This window comes from Pseudomonas sp. BF-RE-21, from assembly GCF_019947305.1.
Classification (GTDB): domain Bacteria; phylum Pseudomonadota; class Gammaproteobacteria; order Pseudomonadales; family Pseudomonadaceae; genus Aquipseudomonas; species Aquipseudomonas migulae.
The window spans coordinates 259,817-284,148 of sequence record NZ_JAGYGF010000002.1 but is presented as its reverse complement, the minus strand read 5'-3'; the positions used below and the strand labels follow the sequence as shown (position 1 = coordinate 284,148).

At 60.2% G+C, this 24,332-nt stretch carries 21 protein-coding genes; 11 read left to right on the top strand and 10 right to left on the bottom strand.

The window, feature by feature from the left end:
* The first annotated feature begins 65 nt into the window (after window positions 1-65).
* The 7 genes from KGB25_RS02880 (at window position 66) to KGB25_RS02850 (ending at window position 7,401) form a co-directional block, all read left to right on the top strand.
* Entirely contained in the window at window positions 66-356 is a 291-nt protein-coding gene (locus KGB25_RS02880; protein WP_008027657.1) for a c-type cytochrome, read from the top strand.
* 46 nt (window positions 357-402) lie between these two features.
* Entirely contained in the window at window positions 403-1,032 is a 630-nt protein-coding gene (locus KGB25_RS02875; protein ID WP_008044706.1) for a c-type cytochrome, read from the top strand.
* 199 nt (window positions 1,033-1,231) lie between these two features.
* Window positions 1,232-1,873, top strand: coding sequence for a thiol:disulfide interchange protein DsbA (gene dsbA / locus KGB25_RS02870; RefSeq protein WP_223434189.1), 642 nt, complete (start codon window positions 1,232-1,234; stop codon window positions 1,871-1,873).
* Window positions 1,874-1,887: 14 nt separating this feature from the next.
* Entirely contained in the window at window positions 1,888-2,766 is an 879-nt protein-coding gene (locus KGB25_RS02865; protein WP_008027651.1) for an endonuclease/exonuclease/phosphatase family protein, read from the top strand.
* Complete coding sequence (locus tag KGB25_RS02860; RefSeq protein WP_223434188.1) at window positions 2,763-4,826, top strand: GGDEF domain-containing protein; 2,064 nt, start codon at window positions 2,763-2,765, stop codon at window positions 4,824-4,826. Before KGB25_RS02865 ends, KGB25_RS02860 begins: the two co-directional genes overlap by 4 nt.
* A gap of 102 nt (window positions 4,827-4,928) precedes the next feature.
* Entirely contained in the window at window positions 4,929-5,711 is a 783-nt protein-coding gene (locus tag KGB25_RS02855) for an N-acetylmuramoyl-L-alanine amidase (protein ID WP_223434187.1), read from the top strand.
* A 76-nt stretch (window positions 5,712-5,787) separates the two neighbouring features.
* Window positions 5,788-7,401, top strand: coding sequence for an EAL domain-containing protein (locus tag KGB25_RS02850; RefSeq protein WP_008044710.1), 1,614 nt, complete (start codon window positions 5,788-5,790; stop codon window positions 7,399-7,401).
* 7 nt (window positions 7,402-7,408) lie between these two features.
* Here the strand turns inward: KGB25_RS02850 and KGB25_RS02845 are convergent, their stop codons facing one another.
* Window positions 7,409-9,199, bottom strand: a complete 1,791-nt coding sequence (locus KGB25_RS02845) for an ATP-binding protein (RefSeq protein ID WP_207285015.1) — start codon at window positions 9,197-9,199, stop codon at window positions 7,409-7,411.
* Between the two features lie 10 nt (window positions 9,200-9,209).
* Complete coding sequence (gene algB, locus KGB25_RS02840; RefSeq protein ID WP_008044712.1) at window positions 9,210-10,556, bottom strand: sigma-54-dependent response regulator transcription factor AlgB; 1,347 nt, start codon at window positions 10,554-10,556, stop codon at window positions 9,210-9,212.
* 437 nt (window positions 10,557-10,993) lie between these two features.
* Here algB and KGB25_RS02835 point away from each other — a divergent pair, with 437 nt between their 5' ends.
* The 4 genes from KGB25_RS02835 (at window position 10,994) to KGB25_RS02820 (ending at window position 15,145) form a co-directional block, all read left to right on the top strand.
* Window positions 10,994-11,281: a hypothetical protein gene (locus tag KGB25_RS02835; protein ID WP_008044713.1), complete on the top strand. Its 288-nt coding sequence runs from the start codon at window positions 10,994-10,996 to the stop codon at window positions 11,279-11,281.
* A gap of 81 nt (window positions 11,282-11,362) precedes the next feature.
* On the top strand, window positions 11,363-11,527 hold the full coding sequence (locus KGB25_RS02830) for a DUF1328 domain-containing protein (RefSeq protein ID WP_003177151.1): 165 nt from the start codon (window positions 11,363-11,365) through the stop codon (window positions 11,525-11,527).
* A gap of 833 nt (window positions 11,528-12,360) precedes the next feature.
* Window positions 12,361-13,692 carry a glutamate/aspartate:proton symporter GltP gene (gltP, locus tag KGB25_RS02825; protein ID WP_008044718.1) on the top strand — a complete coding sequence of 444 codons (1,332 nt, stop codon included), beginning with the start codon at window positions 12,361-12,363 and terminating at the stop codon, window positions 13,690-13,692.
* Between the two features lie 223 nt (window positions 13,693-13,915).
* Window positions 13,916-15,145, top strand: coding sequence for a nucleoside recognition domain-containing protein (locus KGB25_RS02820; protein ID WP_008027633.1), 1,230 nt, complete (start codon window positions 13,916-13,918; stop codon window positions 15,143-15,145).
* Window positions 15,146-15,260: 115 nt separating this feature from the next.
* Here KGB25_RS02820 and KGB25_RS02815 read toward each other — a convergent pair whose 3' ends face one another.
* From KGB25_RS02815 to KGB25_RS02780, 8 genes are all read right to left on the bottom strand, one after another.
* The gene (locus KGB25_RS02815) at window positions 15,261-15,887 is read right to left on the bottom strand and encodes an ABC-type transport auxiliary lipoprotein family protein (protein ID WP_223434186.1); all 627 of its coding nucleotides are present in this window, start codon (window positions 15,885-15,887) and stop codon (window positions 15,261-15,263) included.
* Window positions 15,884-16,822, bottom strand: coding sequence for an MlaD family protein (locus tag KGB25_RS02810; RefSeq protein WP_192228125.1), 939 nt, complete (start codon window positions 16,820-16,822; stop codon window positions 15,884-15,886). The genes KGB25_RS02815 and KGB25_RS02810 overlap by 4 nt, the downstream gene beginning before the upstream one ends.
* A gap of 1 nt (window position 16,823) precedes the next feature.
* A complete protein-coding gene (locus KGB25_RS02805) occupies window positions 16,824-17,627 on the bottom strand; it encodes an ABC transporter ATP-binding protein (RefSeq protein WP_008044731.1) in 804 nt (267 codons plus the stop codon).
* The gene (locus tag KGB25_RS02800) at window positions 17,624-18,772 is read right to left on the bottom strand and encodes an ABC transporter permease (protein ID WP_032828683.1); all 1,149 of its coding nucleotides are present in this window, start codon (window positions 18,770-18,772) and stop codon (window positions 17,624-17,626) included. Before KGB25_RS02800 ends, KGB25_RS02805 begins: the two co-directional genes overlap by 4 nt.
* A gap of 54 nt (window positions 18,773-18,826) precedes the next feature.
* A complete protein-coding gene (locus KGB25_RS02795) occupies window positions 18,827-19,855 on the bottom strand; it encodes a DUF5924 family protein (RefSeq protein ID WP_192228126.1) in 1,029 nt (342 codons plus the stop codon).
* Window positions 19,856-20,048: 193 nt separating this feature from the next.
* A complete protein-coding gene (locus KGB25_RS02790) occupies window positions 20,049-21,437 on the bottom strand; it encodes a M16 family metallopeptidase (protein WP_223434185.1) in 1,389 nt (462 codons plus the stop codon).
* Between the two features lie 181 nt (window positions 21,438-21,618).
* The gene (locus KGB25_RS02785; protein ID WP_008044735.1) at window positions 21,619-23,277 is read right to left on the bottom strand and encodes a Na/Pi cotransporter family protein; all 1,659 of its coding nucleotides are present in this window, start codon (window positions 23,275-23,277) and stop codon (window positions 21,619-21,621) included.
* 282 nt (window positions 23,278-23,559) lie between these two features.
* The gene (locus tag KGB25_RS02780; protein ID WP_192228129.1) at window positions 23,560-24,327 is read right to left on the bottom strand and encodes a TerC family protein; all 768 of its coding nucleotides are present in this window, start codon (window positions 24,325-24,327) and stop codon (window positions 23,560-23,562) included.
* Window positions 24,328-24,332: the final 5 nt, after the last annotated feature.

The following is a 24,332-nucleotide window of genomic DNA, read 5'->3' as shown; positions in this document are numbered from 1 at the left end:
GAGAGCGATTGACCTTGATTGCGCATTAGAACGCAGAACGCTCTCAACCCTGAAAAGGTCGTTTTATGACGAAATGGCTGCTAGCTGCCGGTGTCTTGATACCGCTTTACAGCGCTCAGGCTACACAGGATCCGGAAGCTGTGTACAACCGTGTTTGTGGTGCCTGTCATTCCGGCCAACTACCCATGGCGCCCAAAAAGGGCGATCAGGAAGCTTGGACGCCGAGGTTGGCGAAAGGTATGGAGACGCTGGTGCAACACGTGACCCAGGGTTTCAAGGCGATGCCGCCGCGTGGTTTGTGCATGGACTGCAGTGCCGAGGATTACCAAGTCATCATCCAGTGGATGAGCGAGTGATCCCGGTCCATAACTCTTTAACCCTTAGCCGTAGTTGGATTAGCTGATGAACAAATTGATCGTGAGTCTGCTGTTGACCGTGGGCATCTCCGGCATGGCCCATGCTGCAGGTGAGGCAGTACAACCGGGTGATGCAAAAGCCGGTCAGGCCAAAGCCGCCGTATGTGGCGCCTGCCACGGCCCGGATGGCAACAGCATGGCGCCAAACTTTCCAAAACTGGCGGGACAAGGTGAACGCTACCTGACCAAGCAATTGCACGACATCAAGTCGGGCAAGCGCACCGTTCTGGAAATGACCGGCCTGCTGACCAACCTGAGCGATCAGGACCTGGCTGATATCTCCGCCTACTTCGCCAGTCAGAAAGGCAGCGTTGGCGCCGCCGACCCGAAAGTCGTGGCTCGCGGTGAAGCACTGTTCCGTGGTGGCGACCTGGCCAAGGGCCTTCCATCCTGCACCGGTTGCCACTCGCCAAATGGCGCGGGCAATGCCGCCGCCGGTTTCCCGCACCTGGGTGGCCAGCACGCTCAATACGTCGCCAAGCAACTGACCGATTTCCGCAAGGAAGAAGGCGGTCGCAACAACGACGGCGACACCAAAACCATGCAGACCATTGCCAAAAAGCTGAGCGACGAAGACATCGCAGCGGTGTCCAGCTACATTCAAGGCCTGCACTAAGACGGCGAAGCGGGCGCCGCGCGGGATGTACATCTCCTGCAACGTTAACGCTCTATTAATCCGTCGCAGCAAGTATAAAAAGGGTGGCTCAGGCCACCCTTTTTTGTGCCTGCTGCCGTTACACTACAGAACTCAAGCCCGCCATGACCTGTCTGAAAACAGGTCGCGCGAGGCGACCCAAATTGTCCAGGAGTAAAGCATGCGTAATCTGATCATCAGCGCCGCACTCGTCGCTGCCAGCCTGTTCGGCATGACTGCCCAAGCCGCCGAAGCCCCCGCCGCCCCTTATGTCGAACTGAGCAATCCGGTTCCGGTTGCAGTGCCTGGCAAGATCGAAGTGGTGGAGCTGTTCTGGTACGGCTGCCCGCATTGCTACGCGTTCGAGCCAGTGATCAATCCCTGGGTCGAGAAGCTGCCGTCCGACGTGAATTTCGTGCGTATTCCTGCAATGTTCGGCGGCCCGTGGGACGCACACGGCCAGATGTTCCTGACCCTGGAAGCCATGGGCGTCGAGAGCAAGGTTCACGCAGCGGTGTTCAACGCGATTCAGAAAGAACACAAAAAGTTGACCGATAAAAACGAAATGGCCGACTTCCTGGCGACTCAAGGCGTAGACAAGGACAAGTTCCTGGCGACCTTCGACTCCTTCGCCATTAAAGGCCAAATCGTCAAGGCCAAAGAACTGGCCAAGAAATATGAAATCTCCGGTGTCCCAACCATGATCGTCAACGGCAAGTATCGCTTTGACGTGGGCTCTGCCGGCGGTGCCGAGCAAGCGCTGCAACTGGCCGACAAACTGGTCGACAAAGAGCGAGCGACTATCAAGGCTGTTGCCCACTAAGCGCGAGGCCTGCCATGCGCCGCTGGGGTACTGAACGCGTCGTTGGCCTGCATGATCCGCAGGTCAACGAGCATCACCTGGAATCGACGGGCCTGCCCGCAGACAGCCGTCTGCGCTTGCTCAGCTTCAATATCCAGGTGGGTATCAGTACCGAGCGGTATCGGCACTACCTGACCCGGGGCTGGCAACACCTATTGCCGCACACCGGGCGTGCCGACAATCTACAAAAAATCGGCAATCTGCTGGGCGACTTCGATCTGGTTGCACTGCAGGAAGCCGATGGCGGCAGCCTGCGATCCGGCTACGTCAATCAAGTGGAACACCTGGCGCAACTTGGCGCCTTCCCCTACTGGTATCAACAACTCAATCGCAACCTTGGTCGTCTCGGCCAGCACAGCAATGGCGTGCTCAGCCGCCTGCGCCCGTGGGCGATTGAAGATCACCCGCTGCCGGGGCCCAAGGGTCGCGGGGCGATCCTGGTGCGCTTCGGCGAAGGTCCGGAATCGCTGGTGGTGGTCATGATGCATCTGGCGCTGGGCGCACGCACCCGCAGCATGCAACTGGCTTACATCCGCGAGTTGATTGGCGGCTATAAACACCAGGTGCTGATGGGTGACATGAACACTCATGCCAGTGATCTGCTGCAAAACTCCCCGTTGCGCGACCTCGGCCTGCTGGCGCCGCAACTGGAAGCAACCTTCCCCAGCTGGCGCCCGCAGCGCTGCCTGGACCACATTCTGCTGAGCCCGACCCTGACGCTGGAAAAGGTCGAAGTGCTGGCTCAACCCATTTCCGATCACCTGCCGGTCGCGGTAGAAATTCGTCTGCCGGGTTCGCTCACGGCCGATGCATTCCCCGCGTTGAGTCCTGCCCCTCGCGGAACCCCTGAATGAGCGACGAAGCACAGCGCTGGAAAGAGAAATACCTCAAAAGCATCGAACAACAGGAAAAACTCGAGCGTCGCTGGGACGCTCGACTCGACTTGCTGCGTCGGGGGTTGGTGCGCAGTACGCTGGCGGCCGAGGGCACTGACCGCGCTGTTGACCAGTGCATGAAAGAAATGCGCGAGGTCATCCGCACCAATGACATGGATGCGGGCCTGGCGGCGCTGCTTCCGCGACTGGAAAAAGCCGTACTCGACTCCGAACAGCGTCGCGAAACCCGAGTCAATCAGACCAGTGCCGCACTGACCTCGCTGGTAACGCAACTGCAAACGTTGCCGCTGCCCCGGGAAGTGAGCCGGCCACTCAAGAACTTTGCCAAAACACTGGACGGACGCGTCAGCCAGGCGCGCGAGATCCCGTTGCTGCTCAGCGAACTGAGCGGCCTGCAAGGCAAAGCCTTGAATCAGCTGGAGACCCCGACAGAACCCGGACGTCCGGGCTTGCTGCAACGACTGTTCGGCAGTCGTGAAGCGGATGAAGCCACTCCGGAAGCTGCGGCTTCGCAGGTCCAGGCGTCCGCTCCAGCGCCTGTAGAAGCCATTGCTGCTTTGCCTGCCGAGACGCCGCGAGTCGCCGTCGAATCCGCGCCAGTCGCCGCTGAGCCACCAGTAACCGCGCCTGACACGCCCGTGGCCGCACCCGAGCCGCCGGTGATCGAAACGCCGACAGACGCCCCGCCGCCTGCCGTCGTGGCGTTTGTCCCGCCAGTTGTTGAGCCTCAGCCGGCGCCCGAGGTGGAAACACCGGCCCAGCCGCAGGCTCAACAACCGGAACAACCCGCACCCGCCGCGATGACACCGGTTGTCGAGGCTCAACCGCCTGGCAATCCCGACGAACTCACCCCGGTGGTGCCTCTCGACAGCCTGCCCCTGCCCTCGGCCGTGGCCCAGGCGCTGGCCGCCGTCGATCCGGAACAACCTGAACACGATATTCTCTACGCCCTTCCGGACTCGCCCGAGCCGTCCTACAGCTCGGTGGCCAAGCACATCGAAGACACGCTACTGGGCCTGCTCGACGACCTGTCGCTCCCCGAACGTCATCGCCCACAAGCCGAAGCGATGCGTGATCGCCTGCAAAACGGCTTGAACTGGTACGAACTACTGCCGATCCTCGACGATCTGGCAACTTTGATGCTGGCGATCAACAACAGCGGACAGCACGAGTTCGAAGTTTATTTGCAGCAACTCAACGAACGCCTCGAGTCGTTCCAGAGCAACTTGCAAGCCGCCAGCGATGGCCATGCCGACAACCAATCTGCGGCACGGCAAATGGACACGCAGATCCGCGAACAAGTCGACGGCTTGCAGAGCAGCATGCAGGAAGCCGCCGACCTGGACGACCTCAAGCATGTGCTGGAGAACCACCTCGAAGGCCTGTTGGGCACCATGGACCAACACCAGAAGCAGCGCGACGAACGCGAACAGGAAGTGGCCGCCCGCCTGAAAGGCCTGGCCGAACGGGTGGCGCACATGGAGCAGGAAGCCCAGGGTTATCGCGAACATCTTGAAGAGCAGCGCCAGAAAGCCTTGATCGACCCGCTGACCGGGCTGCCGAACCGGGCGGCCTGGAGCGAGCGACTCGACCACGAAATCCATCAGTGGCAGCAGCACGGCAACACCCTTCTGCTGGCCATGCTCGACCTCGACCATTTCAAACGCATCAACGATAACTATGGTCATCTGGCGGGCGACAAAGTGCTGAAAATCATCGCCACGGTGCTGCGCAAGCGCCTGCGCGGGACAGATTTCATTGCACGCTTTGGCGGAGAAGAATTTGTCCTGTTAATGCCCGGTACGGTGCCGGCCGTCGGCGCAAAACTGTTGGAAAGCTTGCGAGCGGCGGTCGAAGCCTGCCCGTTCCATTTCAAAAGCGAGCCGGTGACCATCACCATTTCCATGGGACTGACAGCGTTCAAACCCGGCGAACACAGCGATCTGGTGCTTAAAAGAGCCGATCAGGCGCTGTATCGCGCAAAACATGCCGGGCGTAACCGAGTGGAACTGGGCTGACAGCCAATTGTTCCATTTTGTTTAAAAGCTCGCGCCGACCATTCTCGCGCAAGGCAGTACGTTACACTGTTGCATTACTGTCTTGCGCGTACTGTCTCTACCATGAAATTTCTCACCCTCTTCGTGTCGCTGATCCTGTTGGCCGGCTGCGCCAGCGGACCTCGGTTCGACACCAGCCATCCTTCGGCCAATCACGACAGCCGCGTTCAATTCGTGGTGGTGCATTACACCTCGGCATCGCTGGAGCGCTCGTTGCAACTGCTGACCCACGGCGAAGTCAGCAGCCATTACCTGATCGGCGACGACACAAACGCCACTATCTATAAGTTGATGGACGAGAACCAACGGGCATGGCACGCCGGAGAGAGTGAGTGGCAGGGTCGGACCTGGTTGAATTCCAGCTCCATCGGCATTGAAATCGTCAACCCAGGATTCAAGGAACTCCCGACCGGAGGGCGTTACTGGTATCCCTACAGCGAAGCTCAGGTCCAGTCCTTGATCGTCTTGCTAAAAGACATCAGCAAACGTCACGCCATCAACCCTCACAGCATTATCGGCCATAGCGACATCGCGCCATTCCGCAAGCTGGACCCGGGGCCGCTTTTCCCCTGGAAGCGCCTCGCCGCCGAAGGCCTTGGTGTTTGGCCAGACGAGCAGGCCGTGGCGCGGCAACAAGTGCAGTTCGACTCGAAACTGCCGAGCGTCAGCTGGTTTCAGGCGCAGTTGGCCCGCCTCGGTTACGCCACGCCGCAAACCGGCGAGCTGGACGTTGCGACGCGTCACGTGATCGGCGCCTTTCAAATGCATTTCCGGCCGTCGCGCTTCGACGGCATGCCGGATGCGCAGACAGCTGCGCTTCTCCAGGTGTTGAATCAGACAAAATAATGACGCCCGCCCGACGGTGCGGGCTTTTTCCCAATCAGCAGCTATAACTCATTGGTAATTCTTCGGATATTCCCATATGCCTGCTGCTCGAGAGACGCTTCGTAGCTGGTTCTATCGCCCATGGTTTTTGGCGATGCTGGCGGCCGCCCTGAGCAGCGTGTTGCTATTAGCGCTTAGCCTGTTCGTGGCCATTCATCAGATCGAGCAAAACGAAAGCCTGGAAATGAACGCACAAGGTGAGCGATTTCTTTCGCGCCTTGAGCAGTTGTTCGGGCAACTGCGCGAAGGCCTTGATGATCTGGAGGCCCAACCGCTGCGAACCTGCGACAAAGACATGATCGCCACTTTGCAGCAGGTCACCTTCAATTACCGCTTCGTTTACGAGGCCGCGTATATGGATGCCTCGAAGATCTGCTCCAACCGACCGAGCCAGGAAGGACTGTCGCTGACACGAGCACCGGACATTCAAGACCCCACTTACAGTTATTGGCTGAACACCACCACCGAACCTGATGAAAACCGCGCCGCACTCATGCTCGGACGGGGCAACTTCCGAGTCGCAACCTCTCGCGGACATTTGACCGACATGGTCGACCTGTCGCCGGGCAGCAGTCTTTTGGTGATACTCGACAACGGCACCCGCGCGATTCCGGTGCTGGGCTCCCCGCAAGCCTGGCCACCGACCGTGCCTTGGCCACCGAAGAGCAGCGAAGCCTTGCAAGTCACCCCGACTCGCTTGATTTACCTCATGCCGACCAAAAGCCCCGAATACCAATTGGTGCTGATCACCCCGCGCACCGCCGTGAATGTGCCCACCGCCTGGTGGTGGCTGGTGCCGGCCAGCCTGGCATTGGGAATACTGGTGGGCTTCATGGTGTTTCTGCTGGTGCGTCAGCGGCAGTCGCTGGACGCCGAATTGACCGGTGCGATACGACGTGGCGAGTTGCAGGTGTTGTATCAACCGATCTTCGACCTCGACAGCCGCAACTGCGTCGGAGCCGAAGCCTTGCTGCGCTGGCGCCGGCCGGATGGCACCCTGACCAGCCCCGACCTGTTCATTCCGATGGCGGAGAACACCGGGCAGATCCGTCAGATGACCGACTTCGTCCTGCAACGCCTGCTGGAGCAATTGGGGCAGTTGTTGCGGGCCAATCCGCAGCTGTACATCTCGGTCAACCTCGCAGCGTGCGATGTCATGGTGCCGCGAATCGGTCAGGTGATGGCGCGCCTGCTGACCTTGCACCGGGTCGCGGCCAAGCAGATTGCCTTTGAGGTGACCGAGCGGGGATTGATTGACGTGGTGGTGGCCCGGGAAAACCTGCAGGCCTTGCGCGATGTCGGGCATCAGGTGTTGATCGATGACTTTGGCACCGGCTATTGCAGCCTCGCCTATCTGCAAACCCTGCCGGTGGACTGCCTGAAAATCGACAAGGCGTTCATCGATGCGCTGGGGCATGACGCCGCCAGCAGTGGCGTGGCGCCGCATATCATTCACATGGCCCAGTCGCTGCACCTGAAGGTGATTGCCGAAGGCATCGAACATGAAGCCCAAGCCGCATTTTTGAGCAGTGAAGGGGTGAAGTTCGGTCAGGGCTGGTTGTTCGCCCATGCATTGAGCGCCGTACAGTTCATCGAGCTGATTACCCGGGGCCGGCGACTGGCCGGTCGACGCCTGGACGACGAAGCGTAAACGCGCGTTAAACCGCCAACGCCATGTAGAACTGCGTGCCCTGCCCCGGCCGCGAATAAACCCCCATCCGCCCACCGTGCAACTGCACGATTTCCTTGCACAACGCCAGGCCGAGCCCCGCGCCCCCCTTCTTGCGCCCGACCTGCACAAAAGGCTCGAAGATCCGCCCCTGCTGGCCGTAGGCGATGCCCTCGCCATTATCCTCGACGCTGATGATCACCCGCTCCCCATGACGTCGTGCCTGCAAGCGTATCTGGCCGTCAGGGCCGGTATGGCGCAAGGCGTTGTCGATCAGGTTGTCGAGCACACGGTCCAGTTGCGGTTGATCGGCCTGCAACCACGGTAACGGACCTTGCACCTCCACCAGCAGGTTGATGCCCTTCTCTTGCGCTGTATCAGCGAACCGCGACCGGGCCCGCTCAAGCAGCTCCTCGATGGAACACGGCGCCAGCGAGAGTTTCTGCAGACCGTTCTGGTAGCGGGAGAAGTTCAGCAAGTCGTTGATCAGTTGCATCAAACGCTGCATCTCTTCATTGACGGTGTCCAGCAGGTCCGCTTCTCGCGAGTCCTGCGCAAAGTGCGTGCGCTCCCGAAACAGGCCGAATGCCATGTGCATCCCGGTGACCGGCGTTCGCAACTCATGGGACGCACGCAACACAAACTCGCTGCGCACTCGCTCGAAAGCACGCTGCTCGGTGACGTCATGCAACACCATTACCGCGCCCAGAATCTGGGCCTGGGTATGACTGACCGGCGTCAGGCTGTACGTGAGCAACCGCGACTCGCCATCGACCTCGATACTCAGGTCCTCCGGCGCCCGCTCCAACGTGCCGCCACGCAGCACCAGTTGCAGCTGTTGATCCAGCTCGGGGCGTTCGAGCGCGGCACCCAGCCCCTGACCAAGACGATCGGTGTCCCAACCCAACTGGCGCTGCGCCACCGGGTTGAGGTGTTCCAGATGGCCGTCGCGGTCGATCATCAGCAGCCCGTCATCAATGCTGTCGAGCACCGCCTGCAAACGCTGCTGGCCGGCGAGCAGTTCGTCGATATTAGTGGCCTGATGCTGACGCAGAGCCTCGGCCATGATCCCGAAACGCTTGGTCAGCAGATTCATTTCCACCGCCGAGGAAATCGGCAGGGTTACCTCGAAATTGCCTTGGCCGATGTTGTCGGCAGCCTGCGCCAACGCCTCGATCGGTTCGCCGAAACGACGTGCGATCGCATGAGCAGTGATGAAACCGATGATCAGCACCGCCAACCCGACCAGACCGAGCAGGCCGGCAATCAGCAGCGCTCGTTCCCGCGCCTGACGTTGCGTTTCATTGATGGTATCCAGCGCTCGCTTTTGCTCGGTAATCAGCCCGTTGCGCAACACGTTGAGTTTTTCGGCGAGGTCTTCGTTGCCACTCAGTACATGGGACGGATCGTGTGCCTGGTCCAGCGCCTGAAGAAACCGCAGGTAATCGTCCTTGGCCTGCCTGAAACCGTGTTGGCCGCCCTCTTGATTCTGCTCATGGGCGATGCCTTCATCCACCAACTGAAGATAATGCAGCCTGGACGTTTCAAACGCCGCTGGATCCGATTTTTCGCCCAGCATGAGGATCAGTTGATCGCCCAGGGTCTGGCGCATCTTCAGGCCCAGATCCAGGGTGACGAAATTGTTGCGAATCAGCGCTTCCTGGGTTCCCGCCATCTGCATCACGCTGACCAGACCGAGCAAAAGCCCCAGCAGCGCCACGGTGATCAAGGCGGAAATACTCAGAAAAAGCCGAGTACGCAACTTCATCGCCAGTTTCATCGCGCAGGGCTCACAAGTTGTACTGCTTGCGTTTGCGGTAGAGCGTCGAAGCGTCGATGCCGAGCGTCTTGGCGGCCTGATCCAGGGTGTCGGCGGTGGCGAGGACCGCACCGATGTGGGCCTTCTCCAGTTCATCCAGGCTCAGCGCAGCGCCGATGCGTGGCGCATTGTTGACGGGGGTTTCGGCCATGCCCAAGTGGCTGATTTCAACCCGTTCCTGTGGACAAATAATGCTCGCCCGCTCGACCACGTTGCGCAACTCGCGGATGTTCCCGGGCCAGCGATAGCTGAGCAGCGCTTCACGGGCTTCTTCACTGAAAACCCGCGCGGGACGTGCGTATTCCTTGACGAACCGGGCCAGAAAACGCTCAGCCAGGTTCAGAATATCTTCCCGCCGTTCGCGCAGCGGTGGCAGGTGCAAGGTGATGACGTTCAGGCGATAGAGCAAATCTTCACGGAAGCGACCGTCGCGGACCATGTCTTCAAGATTGAGGTTGGTGGCCGCGAGGATGCGCACATCGGCGCGGCGGGTGACCGGGTCGCCGACGCGCTCATATTCCTTGTCCTGGATGAATCGCAGCAACTTTGGCTGCAATGTCAGGGGAAAATCGCCGATCTCGTCGAGAAACAGCGTTCCGCCGTCAGCCTGGTTCACTCGCCCGAGCGTGCTTTCACTGGCGCCGGTGAACGCGCCACGGCTGTGACCGAACAACTCGCTTTCCATCAGTTCGGCGGTCAGCGATGGGCAGTTGATGGTGACGCAGGATTTTTTCGCGCGCTTGCTCCAGCCATGAATGGCCTGGGACAGCTCCCCCTTACCGGTACCGGACTCGCCGAGGATCAGGATGTTGGCATCCGTGCTGGCCACCTGGCGGGCGGTTTCAAGCACCACTTTCATCGCCGGGCTGTGGGAATCCAGACCGTCCTTGGGTTTGCGCACTTCACCTTCCAGCGCCTCCAGACGGGCCGACAGTTGCCGCACTTCCAGTTGCTTGGCGGTGGCAAGGCGCAATTGATCGGGGCTGCACGGCTTGACCAGATAATCAGCGGCGCCGGCCTGAATGGCATCCACCGCGGTGTCCACAGCCGAATGTGCGGTGACAATCACCACGCGCATCCACGGCGCCTGAATGCGCATCTGCGCCAACACGTCGAGGCCATTGTCCTCGCCGAGGCGCAAATCGAGGAAGCACAGGTCGAACACCTGGCGTTGCAGCAGCGCATCGGCCTGCGCCGCGCTGGTGGCGGTGGCGACGCTGTAGCCTTCATCTTCGAGGCAGTATCGGAACGTTCGCAGGATGGCGGATTCGTCGTCCACCAGCAGAATGCGGCCTTGATGCTCAGTGGCTGATTCCATTTTCCTACGCTCCTTAAAGAATGATCTTGGTTTAGTCCCGGAATAATCGGGCAAGTTGCATGGTTGATTCTGGTCGATTCCGGCTACAGCAGGGTAGCTCGCCCCTCACCCTACGGCTAATCACCTGATTTTGTTGTTTTTTTATCAGATAGCCGGTTTTCAGTTGATTCCCCATCTTTCCTTGTGACATCCGCGCCCTCCCCGCAATTCAAAAAAAATGAAAGTTCCTACAAATCCATCGTGCATTACGCACGACTGTGGAAGAGCCATCGTGCAGGATGCGTCCGGCATGATTTTCATGAAAATCATAACTAGCTGATTTTATTGATATTTATCGTCGTTAAAAGCTGGCATGCAGGCTGCAACAACCTGATTAACCAGGGCATTCAGAAACGAGGCCCATAACAAGATCACTACAGAGTGGGAGGAGCTTCAGGATGAATCGCCAACGTGCCGCCCAATTGCGTATCTCGCCACTGCATATCCAGCAAGGCCTGTTTGCTGTTCTGGCGCTTTTGATCACCTTGATCGGCGGCCAGCAGTTTCAGCGTTGGGAGCAGAGCCAGCAGCAAGAAGCGCCACGCGTGTCGATTCAGCATCCGACCCAAACCCACTTCAGCGCCGTCAGCAGCAGCTTCGCTGACAGCGCCCCGACGCGAATGATGGATGTCGACCAGGCTCAGCCTGCGGACGAGCTGACACGTCAGGAGCGTTGGGTGTTCTAGACACACGAACTTGGCGCGCTCGCGGCGCCGGGAAACGCACCACAAGTAGCCTCTCTAAATAGAAGCGTAAGGAGAATCACCATGTTGAGCTGGGCAATCACATTCTTGATCATTGCCATCATCGCTGCAGTACTGGGCTTCGGTGGTATCGCGGGCACCGCCACGGGTATCGCCAAGATTCTCTTTGTCGTGTTCCTGGTGATGTTCATTGCTTCGTTCTTCTTTGGCCGTCGCGGTCGAGGTTGAAGATGAGCGTTTCACCCAAAACGTTGGCAGCCGCCCTGCTCCCGGGCGGCAGTGCCATCGCGATGGCGGCCAGGCACGGCGAAGAAAACAACTGAAGAAAGATCCGGGCTGGTACCGAATTTGTCACACGAAAGAAGCAACATTGCTTCTCTCCAATGCGCTACCTGAGGAAGGTAGACGCATGACCAAGGGGTCGGGACGTTCTGCCTGTTTCAGGGGTGGAGTGACCTACGGGTACAGGGAGTACCTGCGAAAGGGCCGGGTCAGGAAAAAGCTGCGACGCAAGTTCGTCGTCCCTCCGTGGCTCGACGGGCTTGCGAAGAGCTTGCGCGCAACGCTTTGAAATAGAGCGATCCATCCGGTTTCGCTGTTCCAACCTCTCATTCGCACGACTATTGACCGGAAAATACTTTTCCCGGTGTTTCTTTCGTGACCGTACATCGAGAAAAAACCGCCTTATTTTGCAGCGATTTCTCACCTCTGATTGTCGGATTTTTCTGAAATCCCCCTCCCGCACCACTGATCAAAAAACACCCAGCCTGCCCGGAGATGGCCGGTTCACGGCACATATGCCTGCCGAAATGTCATATTCGAACCGTTTGCGACGTCGCTTTCAGTGAAAAAACCTCATGCCGATTCGGCATAGGGTAGGCGTTTACGGCATTAGACGTCGCATCCTTGCATCGGAATAGTTGCGCCTTTTTTCGCCTGCCAGAGAGCCATAAATACTCGCTCCGGGGCACCTTATACGGGGGCAGATGCACAAGACTTTTTCGCCAAAAGCGTTCCAGTTCCCGCATCTGCCTGAGTCAAACGCAAGTAAGGGTAAAGATATGAAGAAGGCAAAGCTTAGCCTCGCCTGGCAGATCCTAATCGGTCTGGTATTGGGGATTGCAATCGGTGCGCTGCTCAACCATTTCAGTGCCGAGAAGGCTTGGTGGATCAGCAACGTTCTGCAACCAGCAGGCGATATCTTTATCCGTCTGATCAAGATGATCGTGATCCCGATCGTGATCTCGTCGTTGATCGTCGGTATTGCGGGCGTCGGTGACGCGAAGAAACTCGGCAGCATCGGCCTCAAGACGATCATCTACTTCGAAGTCGTCACCACCATCGCCATCGTCGTTGGCCTGCTGCTCGCCAACCTGTTCCACCCGGGTGCCGGCATCGACATGAGCACCCTGGGTACCGTGGATATTTCCAAGTACCAGGCGACCGCCGCCGAGGTACAGCATGAACACGCGTTCATCGAAACCATCCTCAACCTGATCCCATCCAACATCTTCGCGGCCATGGCCCGCGGCGAAATGCTGCCGATCATCTTCTTCTCGGTGCTGTTCGGTCTCGGTTTGTCGAGCCTCAAGCCCGAGTTGCGCGACCCGCTGGTAACGATGTTCCAGGGCGTGTCGGAAAGCATGTTCAAGGTCACCCACATGATCATGAACTACGCCCCGATCGGCGTATTCGCACTGATCGCGGTGACCGTAGCCAACTTCGGCTTCGCGTCCCTGCTGCCGCTGGCCAAACTGGTGATCCTGGTTTACGTCGCCATCGCCTTCTTCGCCTTCGTGGTGCTGGGCCTGATCGCTCGCCTGTTCGGCTTCTCGGTGATCAAGCTGATGCGCATCTTCAAGGATGAGCTGGTACTGGCCTACTCCACCGCCTCCTCCGAAACCGTGCTGCCGCGTGTGATCGAGAAGATGGAAGCCTACGGCGCGCCGAAGGCCATCTGCAGCTTCGTGGTGCCAACCGGTTACTCGTTCAACCTCGACGGTTCGACCTTGTATCAAAGCATCGCGGCAATCTTCATTGCCCAGCTCTACGGCATCGACCTGTCGATCAGCCAGCAATTGCTGCTGGTCCTGACCCTGATGGTCACCTCCAAAGGCATCGCCGGCGTTCCGGGCGTGTCCTTCGTGGTGCTGCTGGCAACCTTGGGCAGCGTGGGCATCCCGCTGGAAGGCCTGGCGTTCATCGCCGGTGTCGACCGCATCATGGACATGGCGCGTACTGCTCTGAACGTGATCGGCAATGCCCTGGCCGTGTTGGTCATCGCCCGTTGGGAAGGCATGTACGACGACGCCAAGGGCCAGCGCTACTGGAACTCCCTGCCGCACTGGCGCAGCAAGGAAAAGCTGCCGGTCGGCGAAGTGTCCAACAACTGACGCAGATCCCTGTAGGAGCGAGGCTTGCCCGCGAATGGGACGCCGCGGTATTTCAGTTAAACCGCGTTATCGTTCTTCGCTGGCAAGCCATGCTCCTACAGGACGCAGTTGCACGTACATTATGTGTACGACGCAATTGCACAAACGAACCCCGGAGAAATCCGGGGTTTGTCGTTTCTGGCTACCCCGCTATCATTCGCCGCATTCTTCGGGGGATTTACTGATGCTCAATGGCCTTTGGCTTGGCTTCTTCATTGTGGCGGCCGTGTCGGCGCTGGCGCAGTGGCTGATCGGCGGTAATGCCGGGATCTTCGCGGCGATGGTGGAAAGCATTTTCGCCATGGCCAAGTTGTCGGTCGAGGTCATGGTCCTGCTGTTCGGCACCCTCACCCTCTGGCTCGGTTTTCTGCGGATCGCCGAAAAAGCCGGGATCGTCGAGTGGCTGGCCAGAGCGCTGGGCCCGCTGTTCCTGCGCCTGATGCCAGAAGTGCCGGCCGGTCACCCCGCCATCGGCCTGATCACCCTGAACTTCGCCGCCAACGGCCTGGGCCTGGACAACGCCGCTACGCCGATCGGCCTTAAAGCCATGAAGGCGCTGCAAGAGCTCAACCCCAGCGACACCATTGCCAGCAACGCGCAGATCCTGTTCCTGGTGCTCAACGCCTCCTCCCTGACCCTGTTGCCGGTGACGATCTTCATGTATCGCGCGCAGCAAGGCGCGCCGGATCCGACGCTGGTGTTCCTGCCGATCCTGCTGGCCACCAGTTGCTCTACCATCGTCGGTTTCCTGGCTGTCGCCTTCATGCAACGCCTGCGCGTCTGGGACCCGGTGGTGCTGGCCTATATGATTCCCGGTGCCCTGATCCTTGGTAGTTTCATGGCGTTGCTGGCAACGCTCTCGGCCACCGCGCTAGCCAGTTTGTCGTCGATCCTCGGCAATCTGACGCTCTTCGGGATAATCATGCTGTTCCTGGTGATCGGCGCGCTGCGCAAAGTGAAGGTCTACGAGGCCTTCGTCGAAGGTGCGAAAGAAGGCTTCGACGTGGCGAAGAATCTGCTGCCGTATCTGGTGGCGATGCTCTGTGCCGTCGGTGTACTACGGGCGTCCGGTGCGCTGGATTTCGGCCTCGACGGTATTCGGCACCTGGTGGAATGGGCCGGTTGGGACACGCGCTTCGTCGACGCGCTGCCGACGGCGATGGTCAAGCCGTTCTCCGGCAGCGCCGCGCGGGCGATGCTGATCGAAACCATGAAGACGTCCGGGGTAGACAGCTTCCCTGCGTTGGTAGCGGCGACGATTCAGGGCAGTACCGAGACGACGTTCTATGTGCTGGCCGTGTACTTCGGCGCGGTGGGGATTCAGCGGGCACGGCATGCGGTGGGGTGTGCGTTGCTGGCGGAGCTGGCCGGGGTGCTCGGCGCGATTGGCGTCTGCTACTGGTTCTTCGGGTGAGTTTGGGATTTTTCGCTGGCAAGCCAGCTCCTACAGGATTGTGGCGTTCACGCACCATGCGTACAACACCGAACCTGTAGGAGCTGGCTTGCCGGCGATAAGGTCCGCAGGACCTTCAGGGCCTAACTGGCGGCGCGACTTTCTGTCCTTGCTCAACCGCCCAATCCACCACCTGCGCCGTCAGCTGATCGCTCGCCAGGCCAAACCCGGCCACCACCGCCGGCACCTTCACATCGCTCAGCGGCTGACGCACTTCGAAGCGGCGGCTGGCGAGAATGCGCTGGTCGTAACCACGCACCAGCAACGCATCCAGACGCACAACGACACTCGCCGCGGTGCCTTGGTATTCAGTCTGGAACGCTTGCAAACTCCCGCCCAACTCCAGATCTGCCTGGAAATTGCTGTCATCGGTGCTCAACAACGGCACCCGGCCGTCGCGCTGGAAACCATCGAGCAGACGATTGCGCAGCAGCACCGGCGCCGGATCGCTCCAGCGTGAAGCCTTGTAGCTGCTGATCAGATCCCCCTGGGGGATCACGGCGATTTGCGGACTGTTCAACGCCTCGCTGGCCTGCGGTTTGGTGAGGCGCAGTGACCAGCGTTGCGCCGTGCCATAACTGCCCGAAACGCTGCCCTGGACCGAAGGCAACCGATAGACGTCGGACGGTTCGGACTTGGGCAGGATCGAGCAGGCGCTGGTCAGCGTAAAAACGCCGAGGAGGGCGATGTGAGTCAGCTTCATGGCGTGAACTCCTTGTTCTTGTCATTGCCCAGCAAGTAACCGCTCGGGTTGGCTTCCAGGCGCTGGGAGATGGCGCGCAACGAGGTCAGGGTGTCGCGCAACTCACGTACAGCCGGGGCCAGGCCATTGAGGCCTTGCATGCCGCTGTTGAGCGAATCCTGGTTGTTGGTGAGCAACTTGTTGATGGTCGCGCTGCTTTGTTCCAGCGACTTCATGGCTTGCTCGGCGCTGCCGAACATCTGCGTGCCCTGATCGGTGAGCAGGCCGTTGGCGTTGCGCATCAGGGCGGCGGTCTGTTCCAGCGTCGCCGTCGCTTGTTTACCGATGGCAGAGAGTTGCTGCATCGCCTGACGGATGTCACCGCGCTGATCGGCGATGGTGCCGGTGGTTTGTTCCAGGTGCTCGAGGGTCTTGCTGATGCGCTCGACGTTCTCCGACGAAAACATCTGATTGGCGTTGTGCATCAACACGTTCACGCCGGCCATCAAGTCATTGCTGTCGTTGAGCAAACGGGCGATGGGCGAGGGCGAGGCCACAATCGTCGGCAAGTTGCCGTCGTGGCCCTTGAGCGTCGGGCTCTGCGGCGTGCCGCCACTGAGCTGGATGATCGAGGTGCCGGTGATCCCGGTCAGCGCCAGTTTGGCCTGGGTGTCTTCCTTGATCGGCGTATCGCCGCCGAGGCGAATCCGAGCCAGCACGCGACGCGGGTCTTTCGGGTCCAGGCGCAAGCTCACCACATCGCCGACCTTGATCCCGCTGTACTGCACGGCGCTGCCCTTGGACAGGCCGCTGACCGCCTCGTTGAAGACGATCTCGTAATCCTTGAACTCGGTGTCGACGCTGGACTTGGCCAGCCACAGACCGAAGAGCAGGGCGCTTGCCACTACAATCACGGTGAACAGGCCGATCAATATGTGATGGGCTCGGGTTTCCATGTCAGACCTCGTTAAGCTGTTGAGCGGCTGACAGCGCCGCGCGGCCGCGAGGGCCATGGAAGTATTCGTGAATCCACGCGTCGTCGGTTTCCGACACCTTGTCGATGGCGTCCGCCACCAGCACTTTCTTCTGCGCCAGCACCGCCACGCGGTCGGTGATGGTGTAAAGCGTGTCGAGGTCGTGGGTCACCAGAAACACACTCAGCCCTAACGCGTCGCGCAGGGTCAGGATCAATTGATCGAAGGCTGCCGCACCAATCGGATCGAGGCCGGCGGTGGGCTCGTCGAGGAACAGGATGTCCGGGTCCAGCGCCAGGGCCCGGGCCAGCGCCGCGCGCTTGATCATGCCGCCGGACAGCGAAGCGGGGTACTTGTCCGCCGCCGACAGCGGCAACCCGGCCAACGCCAGTTTCACCGCCGCCAGGTGTTCGGCATCGTTGCGGCTCAGCCCGGCGTGTTCGATCAGGGGCAGGGCGACGTTCTCGGTCACGGTCAGCGAAGAGAACAGCGCACCTTTCTGAAACAGCACACCGAAGCGCCGTTCGACCATCGAGCGCTCGTGTTCGGACAGGGTCGGCAGGTTTTTACCAAACACTTTCACCACGCCTTCGCTGGGCTGGCGCAGGCCGACAATGCTGCGCAACAGCACCGACTTGCCACTGCCGGAACCGCCGACCACCGCGAGGATTTCGCCCTTGTACAAATCCAGGTCGAGGTTCTCGTGCACGCTCTGGCGACCGAAGCGATTGCACAGCCCACGGACCTCTATCACCGCCTCGGAGGGCGCTCGGGGTAGACGACTCACCAGCCCATCTCCATGAAAAACAGCGCGGCCACAGCGTCGAGCACGATCACCACGAAAATCGACTGCACCACGCTCGACGTGGTGTGCGCCCCGACGGACTCGGCGCTGCCGCTGACCTTGAAGCCTTCAAGGCAACCGATGGCGGCGATCAGGAAGGCGAAGATCGGCGCTTTGACGATGCCGACCAGAAAGTGCTGCACACCAATGTCGGTTTGCAGCAGCGACAAGAACATCGCCGGCGAGATATCCAGCGCCACGGCGCAGACCACGCCACCGCCGACAATCCCCGAGAGCATCGCCACAAAGGTCAGCATCGGCAGCGCCACCAGCAGCGCCAGCACGCGTGGCACCACCAGCAACTCCATCGGGTCGAGACCCAAGGTGCGGATGGCGTCGATTTCTTCGTTGGCCTTCATCGAGCCGATCTGCGCGGTAAACGCACTGGCGGTGCGCCCGGCCATCAGGATCGCGGTCAGCAACACGCCGAATTCACGGAGGAAGGAGAACGCCACCAGGTCCACGGTGAAGATGCTCGCACCGAAACTCGCCAGCACCGTTGCGCCGAGAAACGCCACCACCGCACCCACCAGGAAGGTCAGCAGGGCAACGATGGGGGCAGCGTCGAGGCCGGTCTGTTCGATGTGCGCGACCATAGGCGTGATGCGCCAGCGCTTCGGGCGGAACAGCCCACGGGCGATGGTTTCCAGAATCAGACCGACGAAGCCCAGCAGCTGCAGGGTGTCTTGCCAGACGGCATCCACTGCGCGGCCGATACGGGTCAGCAACTGAATGCCGACGCTGATTTCCGCTTCCTTGATCGGTACGCAGAAATCGGTCATCGAGCAATAAACGGTCTGCAACAACGCACGATCGGCGACAGACAAGGTGCAATCAGGATGCTCAGCGGATTTGCCGAGACGGTCCGAACCGAGCAATTCCACCAGCAGCGATGCGCCGGCGGTGTCGAGCGCGCCGAGGCCATTGAGGTCGATGTGGGTTTTGTCGTCGTATTGGCCGCGAAGCTTTTCGCTCAGGTCCTTGAGTTCGGCGTAATGGGCAAGCGTCCAGTCACCCGTCACCCGCAACTGAGCGGGGGAGTGAGCGGCGTCCAGTTGGGCATTGCCGGCCATTGTGCTGCTGGTCATAAGCTCCGTGCTTGTTCGGCTGTTACGCAGAGCTACGTAATAGCACGAACCGCATTACTTTTCTTTGGTCGGTGTGCTGTCCGTGATCGTGAAGCGCAACACCCCGATCAATTGGCCGTCTTCGGTCAGCACCCGAACCTGCCACTTGCCCGCCGGGTTACCGGGGAAGTTCTGCTTGTGGGTCCAGGCGCGATAGCCTTCCTTGCGCCCGCCGTGGATGTCCAGGGCGATGCGGTCGACCTCTTTGCCGTTGAACTGCCACACATGGTAAATGCGCTCGTCGAGACCGCGCGGGGCGTTGATCGCGGTGTAGGCGTACAGGCCATCGCCACGGATCTGCTCGGCGCTGACTTCTTCCAGACTCTTGCCCGGCGTGCGGTCCTGCATCTGAGTGCTGATTGCCACATCGGTCATCCACAGCGTGGCTGGCGGCACCCACGAGCGCAACACCCAACCCACGCCGCCGATGCCGACGGTGATGCTCAGGATTGCCAGCGCGTTGCGCACAGTGCGAATAGGGAAGATCGACGCCAGGCTCGGGAACGACAGCACGACGGCGGTGCCCAGCGCCAGTTTGAAACTCTGGGAGGTGGTCAGGTGCAGGATGACGGGCAGGGCGGTCAGCAGCGCGGCAAACAGCGTCAGCGTATGCAATGCCAGGAACGCCCAGCGCCGGGGCGCCAGCCACTTGTAGTAAAGCGGATCAGTGATGGAAATCAGCGCGGCGATGCCCAGCAGCCCGGTGAAGAACAACTGGCCGCTGTTCCAGGTGGTGGTGATGAAAAAGAACGGCAGGACAAAAAACAGGCTTTCCTGGTGAATCATCTGCGTCGCATAACGCAGCAACGGCTGGGGAATTTCCCGTTTGAAGATTCGGGTGAAGAGCTTGGTGAGGCTGTTTTCCAGCATCAGCCAGATCCAGCTCAACACCATGATGATGGTGATCCACGTCGCCAGGCCTTGCTGACGATCCACCAGCATGAAGCTGCCGACCCCGGAAATGAAACCGCCGAGCGCAATGACCCCGGGATAGCGCTTCATCAGTTCGAGGATGCGCTGTACGAACAAGGTCAGGGTAGGCATTCGGCGGTTCACAATAGTCGTAGGAAAAAACCCCGACAGGGTACCGCCCGGGGGGCGGTGTGGCGAGGGTCAACCGTATTCACGGATACACGCCGAACTGTAGGAGCCGGCTTGCCGGCGATGGACGTAAGGGCGCCGGGTTTATCCAGTAAACACGCGTTATCGTTAACGATCATCGCCGGCAAGCCGGCTCCTACAGGGGGCCTCGGTGTTTGCGGTGGAGGCGCCAGGCCAACAGGCCCAGCACCATCAAAGCGAACGCCCCGGCAATTGCCCACAGCACCTGGTCATAACTCATCAACGGCTTCTCGATACGCAGATAACCCGGCTGCAGGAGCAATTCACGCATGGCCTTGTTGGCTTTTTCCAGCGTAACCCCCTGGAGCTCCTTGGCCGGGTCGGCGAAGCGGCCGTCTTCGTAGTCGCTCAACGCGCTCCAGTAGTAATCGGCCAACGCGCTGTTGCCTTGCACGGCCCAGGCCTGGCGCGCGATGGCGGCCTGCTTGAGACGGTTGAAGGTGCCGGCGTCCAGACCGTCCTTGAGCAACCCGGCCTTCAACTCATCCAGCACCTGTTCCGCCGCCGTCACATCGTCGCGCTCAAGGTCGGCGTTGAGGCTCATGAAACCCACGCCGCCAAACACTTCGCGCTCGGCGGAGGGGCCATAGGACAGACCATGGGCGAGGCGCATCTGGCGATAGAGCGCCCAATCCAGATAATCCTTGAGCAGGTCAAAGGTTTCGTCGTGCTGATCCGCCAGCACGGGCTCCGGCACCAACCAGTGCAACTTGGCACCCGCGCCGACAATACCGTGGCTCAGCGTGCGTTCATGGGCTGCGCTGGCGTTGATCTCCGGCAGCGGCGGGTGATCGGTAGGGTCAACCGCATCAAGCTCGCCCCAGGCCCGCTCCAGATAACCCGGCAGCAAGCGGTCGAGGTCGCCGACCACGATCAGGGTCATGTTATTGGGCGCGTACCAGGCCTTGCGTACCTTCTCCAGTTGTTCGCGGGTCAGGTAATCGACCTCGGCCCGCTCCGGGCATTTAAGGCCCAGTTCCACGGCCAGTTGATTGCTCGCGGTGTGGCCCAGGTCCTGACGATCCAGCCACCGTTGCAGGTGCGAGTAATGGCCGCCGTCTTCGCGCTCGACCACTTTCTTGGCAGCGTTGATCGCGTTGTCGTCGATTCGGGTCTGGGTCAACAGCGCCAACAGCAGGTCGAGGACCTTGCGCTGGTTTTTCGCCGGGGCTTCGATGACGAACGTGGTGTCGGCGTTGCTGGTGTAGGCGTTCCACTCGCCGCCCAGCGCCTGCATGCGCTCTTCCAGACCACCTTCGCCGGTGGCGTCGATGCCACTGAACAGCAAGTGTTCGAGCAGGTGCGGAAGCTCCTTGTCGGCGCAGTTGAAATCATCGATGCCGACGCCGACCACCAGGCGAATCGCCACATGCCCGCGCTCGGTGCCGGGCTTGAGCAGCAATTGCAGGCCGTTGGGCAGCGTATAGCCCTCGACCTGGAAGCGGTCCAGGGCAAAGGAGGGGAATGATCCGAGCAACAGGCAGGCGAACAACAAACAACGCATAGCGAGTTTCCATACGGCTGATTTGGAGATCCGTGTCGTCAGTCAGGGCCTCTTCGCGAGCAAGTCGAACCGTCGCACCGCCGCTCCCACAGAGGAATGCATTTCAAATGTGGGAGCGGGCTTGCTCGCGAATGGCCATCAAGCTGAATACATATAACTGACTGACCACACTGCCAGACGTTCAAGGCGAATGTGTGATGTCAGCCAAATCATCTACAGCGAGCGCACCGGTGTCAGACGTTTCCAGCACCACGTAAGCACTGCTGCAAAACAGAGAATTCAGACGCTTCATGTCGGCGATCAGCTCCAGGTGCAGCGAGCTGGTCTCGATACTCTGCACAATCTTACGTTGCAACCGGCTGACGTGAGCATGGGCCAGGCGGCGTTCCTGTGCACGAAAGCGACGCTTCTCCCGCAGCAACTGGCGGGCACTTTCCTTGTCGGCGCTGAGGAACACCGACAACCCCAGGCGCAAATTGGAAATCAACTGGCTGTGCAGCCCCGCCAATTCGTCCAGGCCGACCTCGGAAAAAGACCGGCGCTGCGAGGTTTTCTGTTGCTGCACCTTGCGCAACATGCGCTCGATCAGGTCGCTGGCGAGTTTGAGGTTGATCGCCAGCTCGATGATTTCCGCCCAACGCCGACTGTCCTGCTCGCTGAGGTCTTCACGGGGCATTTGCGCCAGATAGAGCTTGATCGAGTTGTAGAGCGCATCCACATCATCGGTCAGGCGACGCATTTCCTGGGTGACGGCAGTTTGCTTGCCGCGCAGCACGTCGAGCATGGCTTCGAGCATGCTGTCGATCAGATCGCCGATGCGCAGGGTTTCCCGGACGGCGTTGGCCAGCGCCAGGCTGGGGGTGACCAGCGCCGTCGGATCAAGGTGCCGTGGTTTGGCCGTGCCGTTGATTTCCGGGCGTTCCGGCAAAAGCCATGCGCACAGCCTGGCCATTATCCCGACCGTCGGCAGCAAGATCAGGCAGCGAGCCGTGTTGTAGAGCAGGTGGAAGCCGATGACCATTTCCTGGGGGCTGAAGTCGAGGCTGTCGATCCAGTGCACCAACGGGTCGAGCACCGGAATGATCAGCAACAGGCCAATCAGCTTGTACAGCAGGCTCCCGAGCGCCACCTGACGGCCCGCGGCGTTCTGCATGCTGGTGCTCATGAACGCCAGAATGCCGCTGCCGATGTTCGCGCCGATCACCAGGCCGATGGCCACCGGCAAGCTGATCACGCTGGCCCCGGCCAGGGTCGCGGTCAGCAGGACGGCGGCCAGGCTGGAGTAGGAAACCATCGCGAACAGGGCGCCGACCAAGGCATCGAGCAGGATGTCGCCGGTCAGCGAGGCGAAGATGACCTTGACCCCTTGCGCCTGGGTGATCGGCGCCGCCGCTTCGACGATCAGTTGCAGGGCCAGAATGATCAGGCCCAGACCGATGGCCACCCGGCCCATCTGGCCGAGCCGCGTCTGTTTGCGCGACAGGAAAAAAATCACCCCGAGGAAAATCAGCAGCGGCGACAGCCATGACAAATCAAACGTCAGTACCCGCGCCATCAACGCCGTACCGACATCGGCACCGAGCATGGTCGCCAGCGCTGGCATCAGCGCCATCAGGCCCTGGCCAACAAAGGAGGTGACGAGCATGGCGGTGGCGTTGCTGCTCTGGACCATGGCGGTCACGACTATGCCGGCGATGAACGCCAGCCAGCGCTTGGACATGTTCTGGCCGATCACATGACGCAGGTTGGAACCGTAGACCCGCAGGATGCCGGTTCGGACGATGTGCGTGCCCCAGATCAGCAAGGCCACGGCAGATAACAAATTGAGCAGGGTGAGCATAAGGGCCCCCTGTGGTGGTAGCGCCCCAAAGGAGCAAGTTGACGGTGCCGCGCGACTTTCTACGTTGTGTACTTAAGCTGTAGTTGGCTAACGGTCTGCGCGCCAGCATCGCATAGCTAAAGAGGTGATTGAAACAAAACTGTCATGAAATCAGGGCCTGGCGGCCGCACAAAAAAATGTGGGAGCGAGCCTGCTCGCGATGAGGCCGTCACATTCAACATTGATGTTGACTGACTGGCCGCTATCGCGAGCAGGCTCGCTCCCACAGGTTTTACATTCGGCTTATTGCCCAGGAATGTCCTTGCGCAGTTTCACCGGATCCTGCTGTTTCTTCTTTTTCGCAATCGCGGTGCGCATCTTGATGTTGATCGCTTCCACGGCCAGCGAGAACGCCATGGCGAAGTAGACGTAGCCTTTTGGCACGTGCACGTCGAAGGATTCTGCAATCAGCACGGTACCGACGATCAGCAGGAACGCCAGCGCCAGCATCTTCAGCGACGGGTGCTTGTCGATGAACGAGCTGATGGTGCCGGAAGCCAGCATCATCACCAGCACAGCCACAACGATTGCAGCGACCATGACCGGTACGTGGGAGACCATGCCGACGGCGGTGATCACCGAGTCCAGCGAGAACACGATGTCGATGATCGCGATCTGGATGATGGTGTAGAGGAAGTTGCCGCCTTTGCCGCCCGGCTCTTCATTGGTTTCGTCTTCACCTTCCAGCGCGTGGTACATCTCCTGCGAGCTCTTCCACAGCAGGAACAGACCACCGAAGAACAGGATCAGGTCTCGCCCGGAAATGCCTTGGCCGAACACTTCGAACAAGTCTGCGGTGAGGCGCATGACCCAGGTGATCGACAGCAGCAACAGAATCCGCGTGACCATGGCCAGCGCCAGGCCGAAGATTCGGGTGCGCGCCTGCATGTGCTTGGGCATGCGGCTGACCAGGATCGAAATCATGATGATGTTATCGATACCCAGGACGATTTCCAGGGCGGTCAGGGTAAAGAAGGCAACCCAGATTTCAGGGTTGGTCAGCCATTCCATGTGTA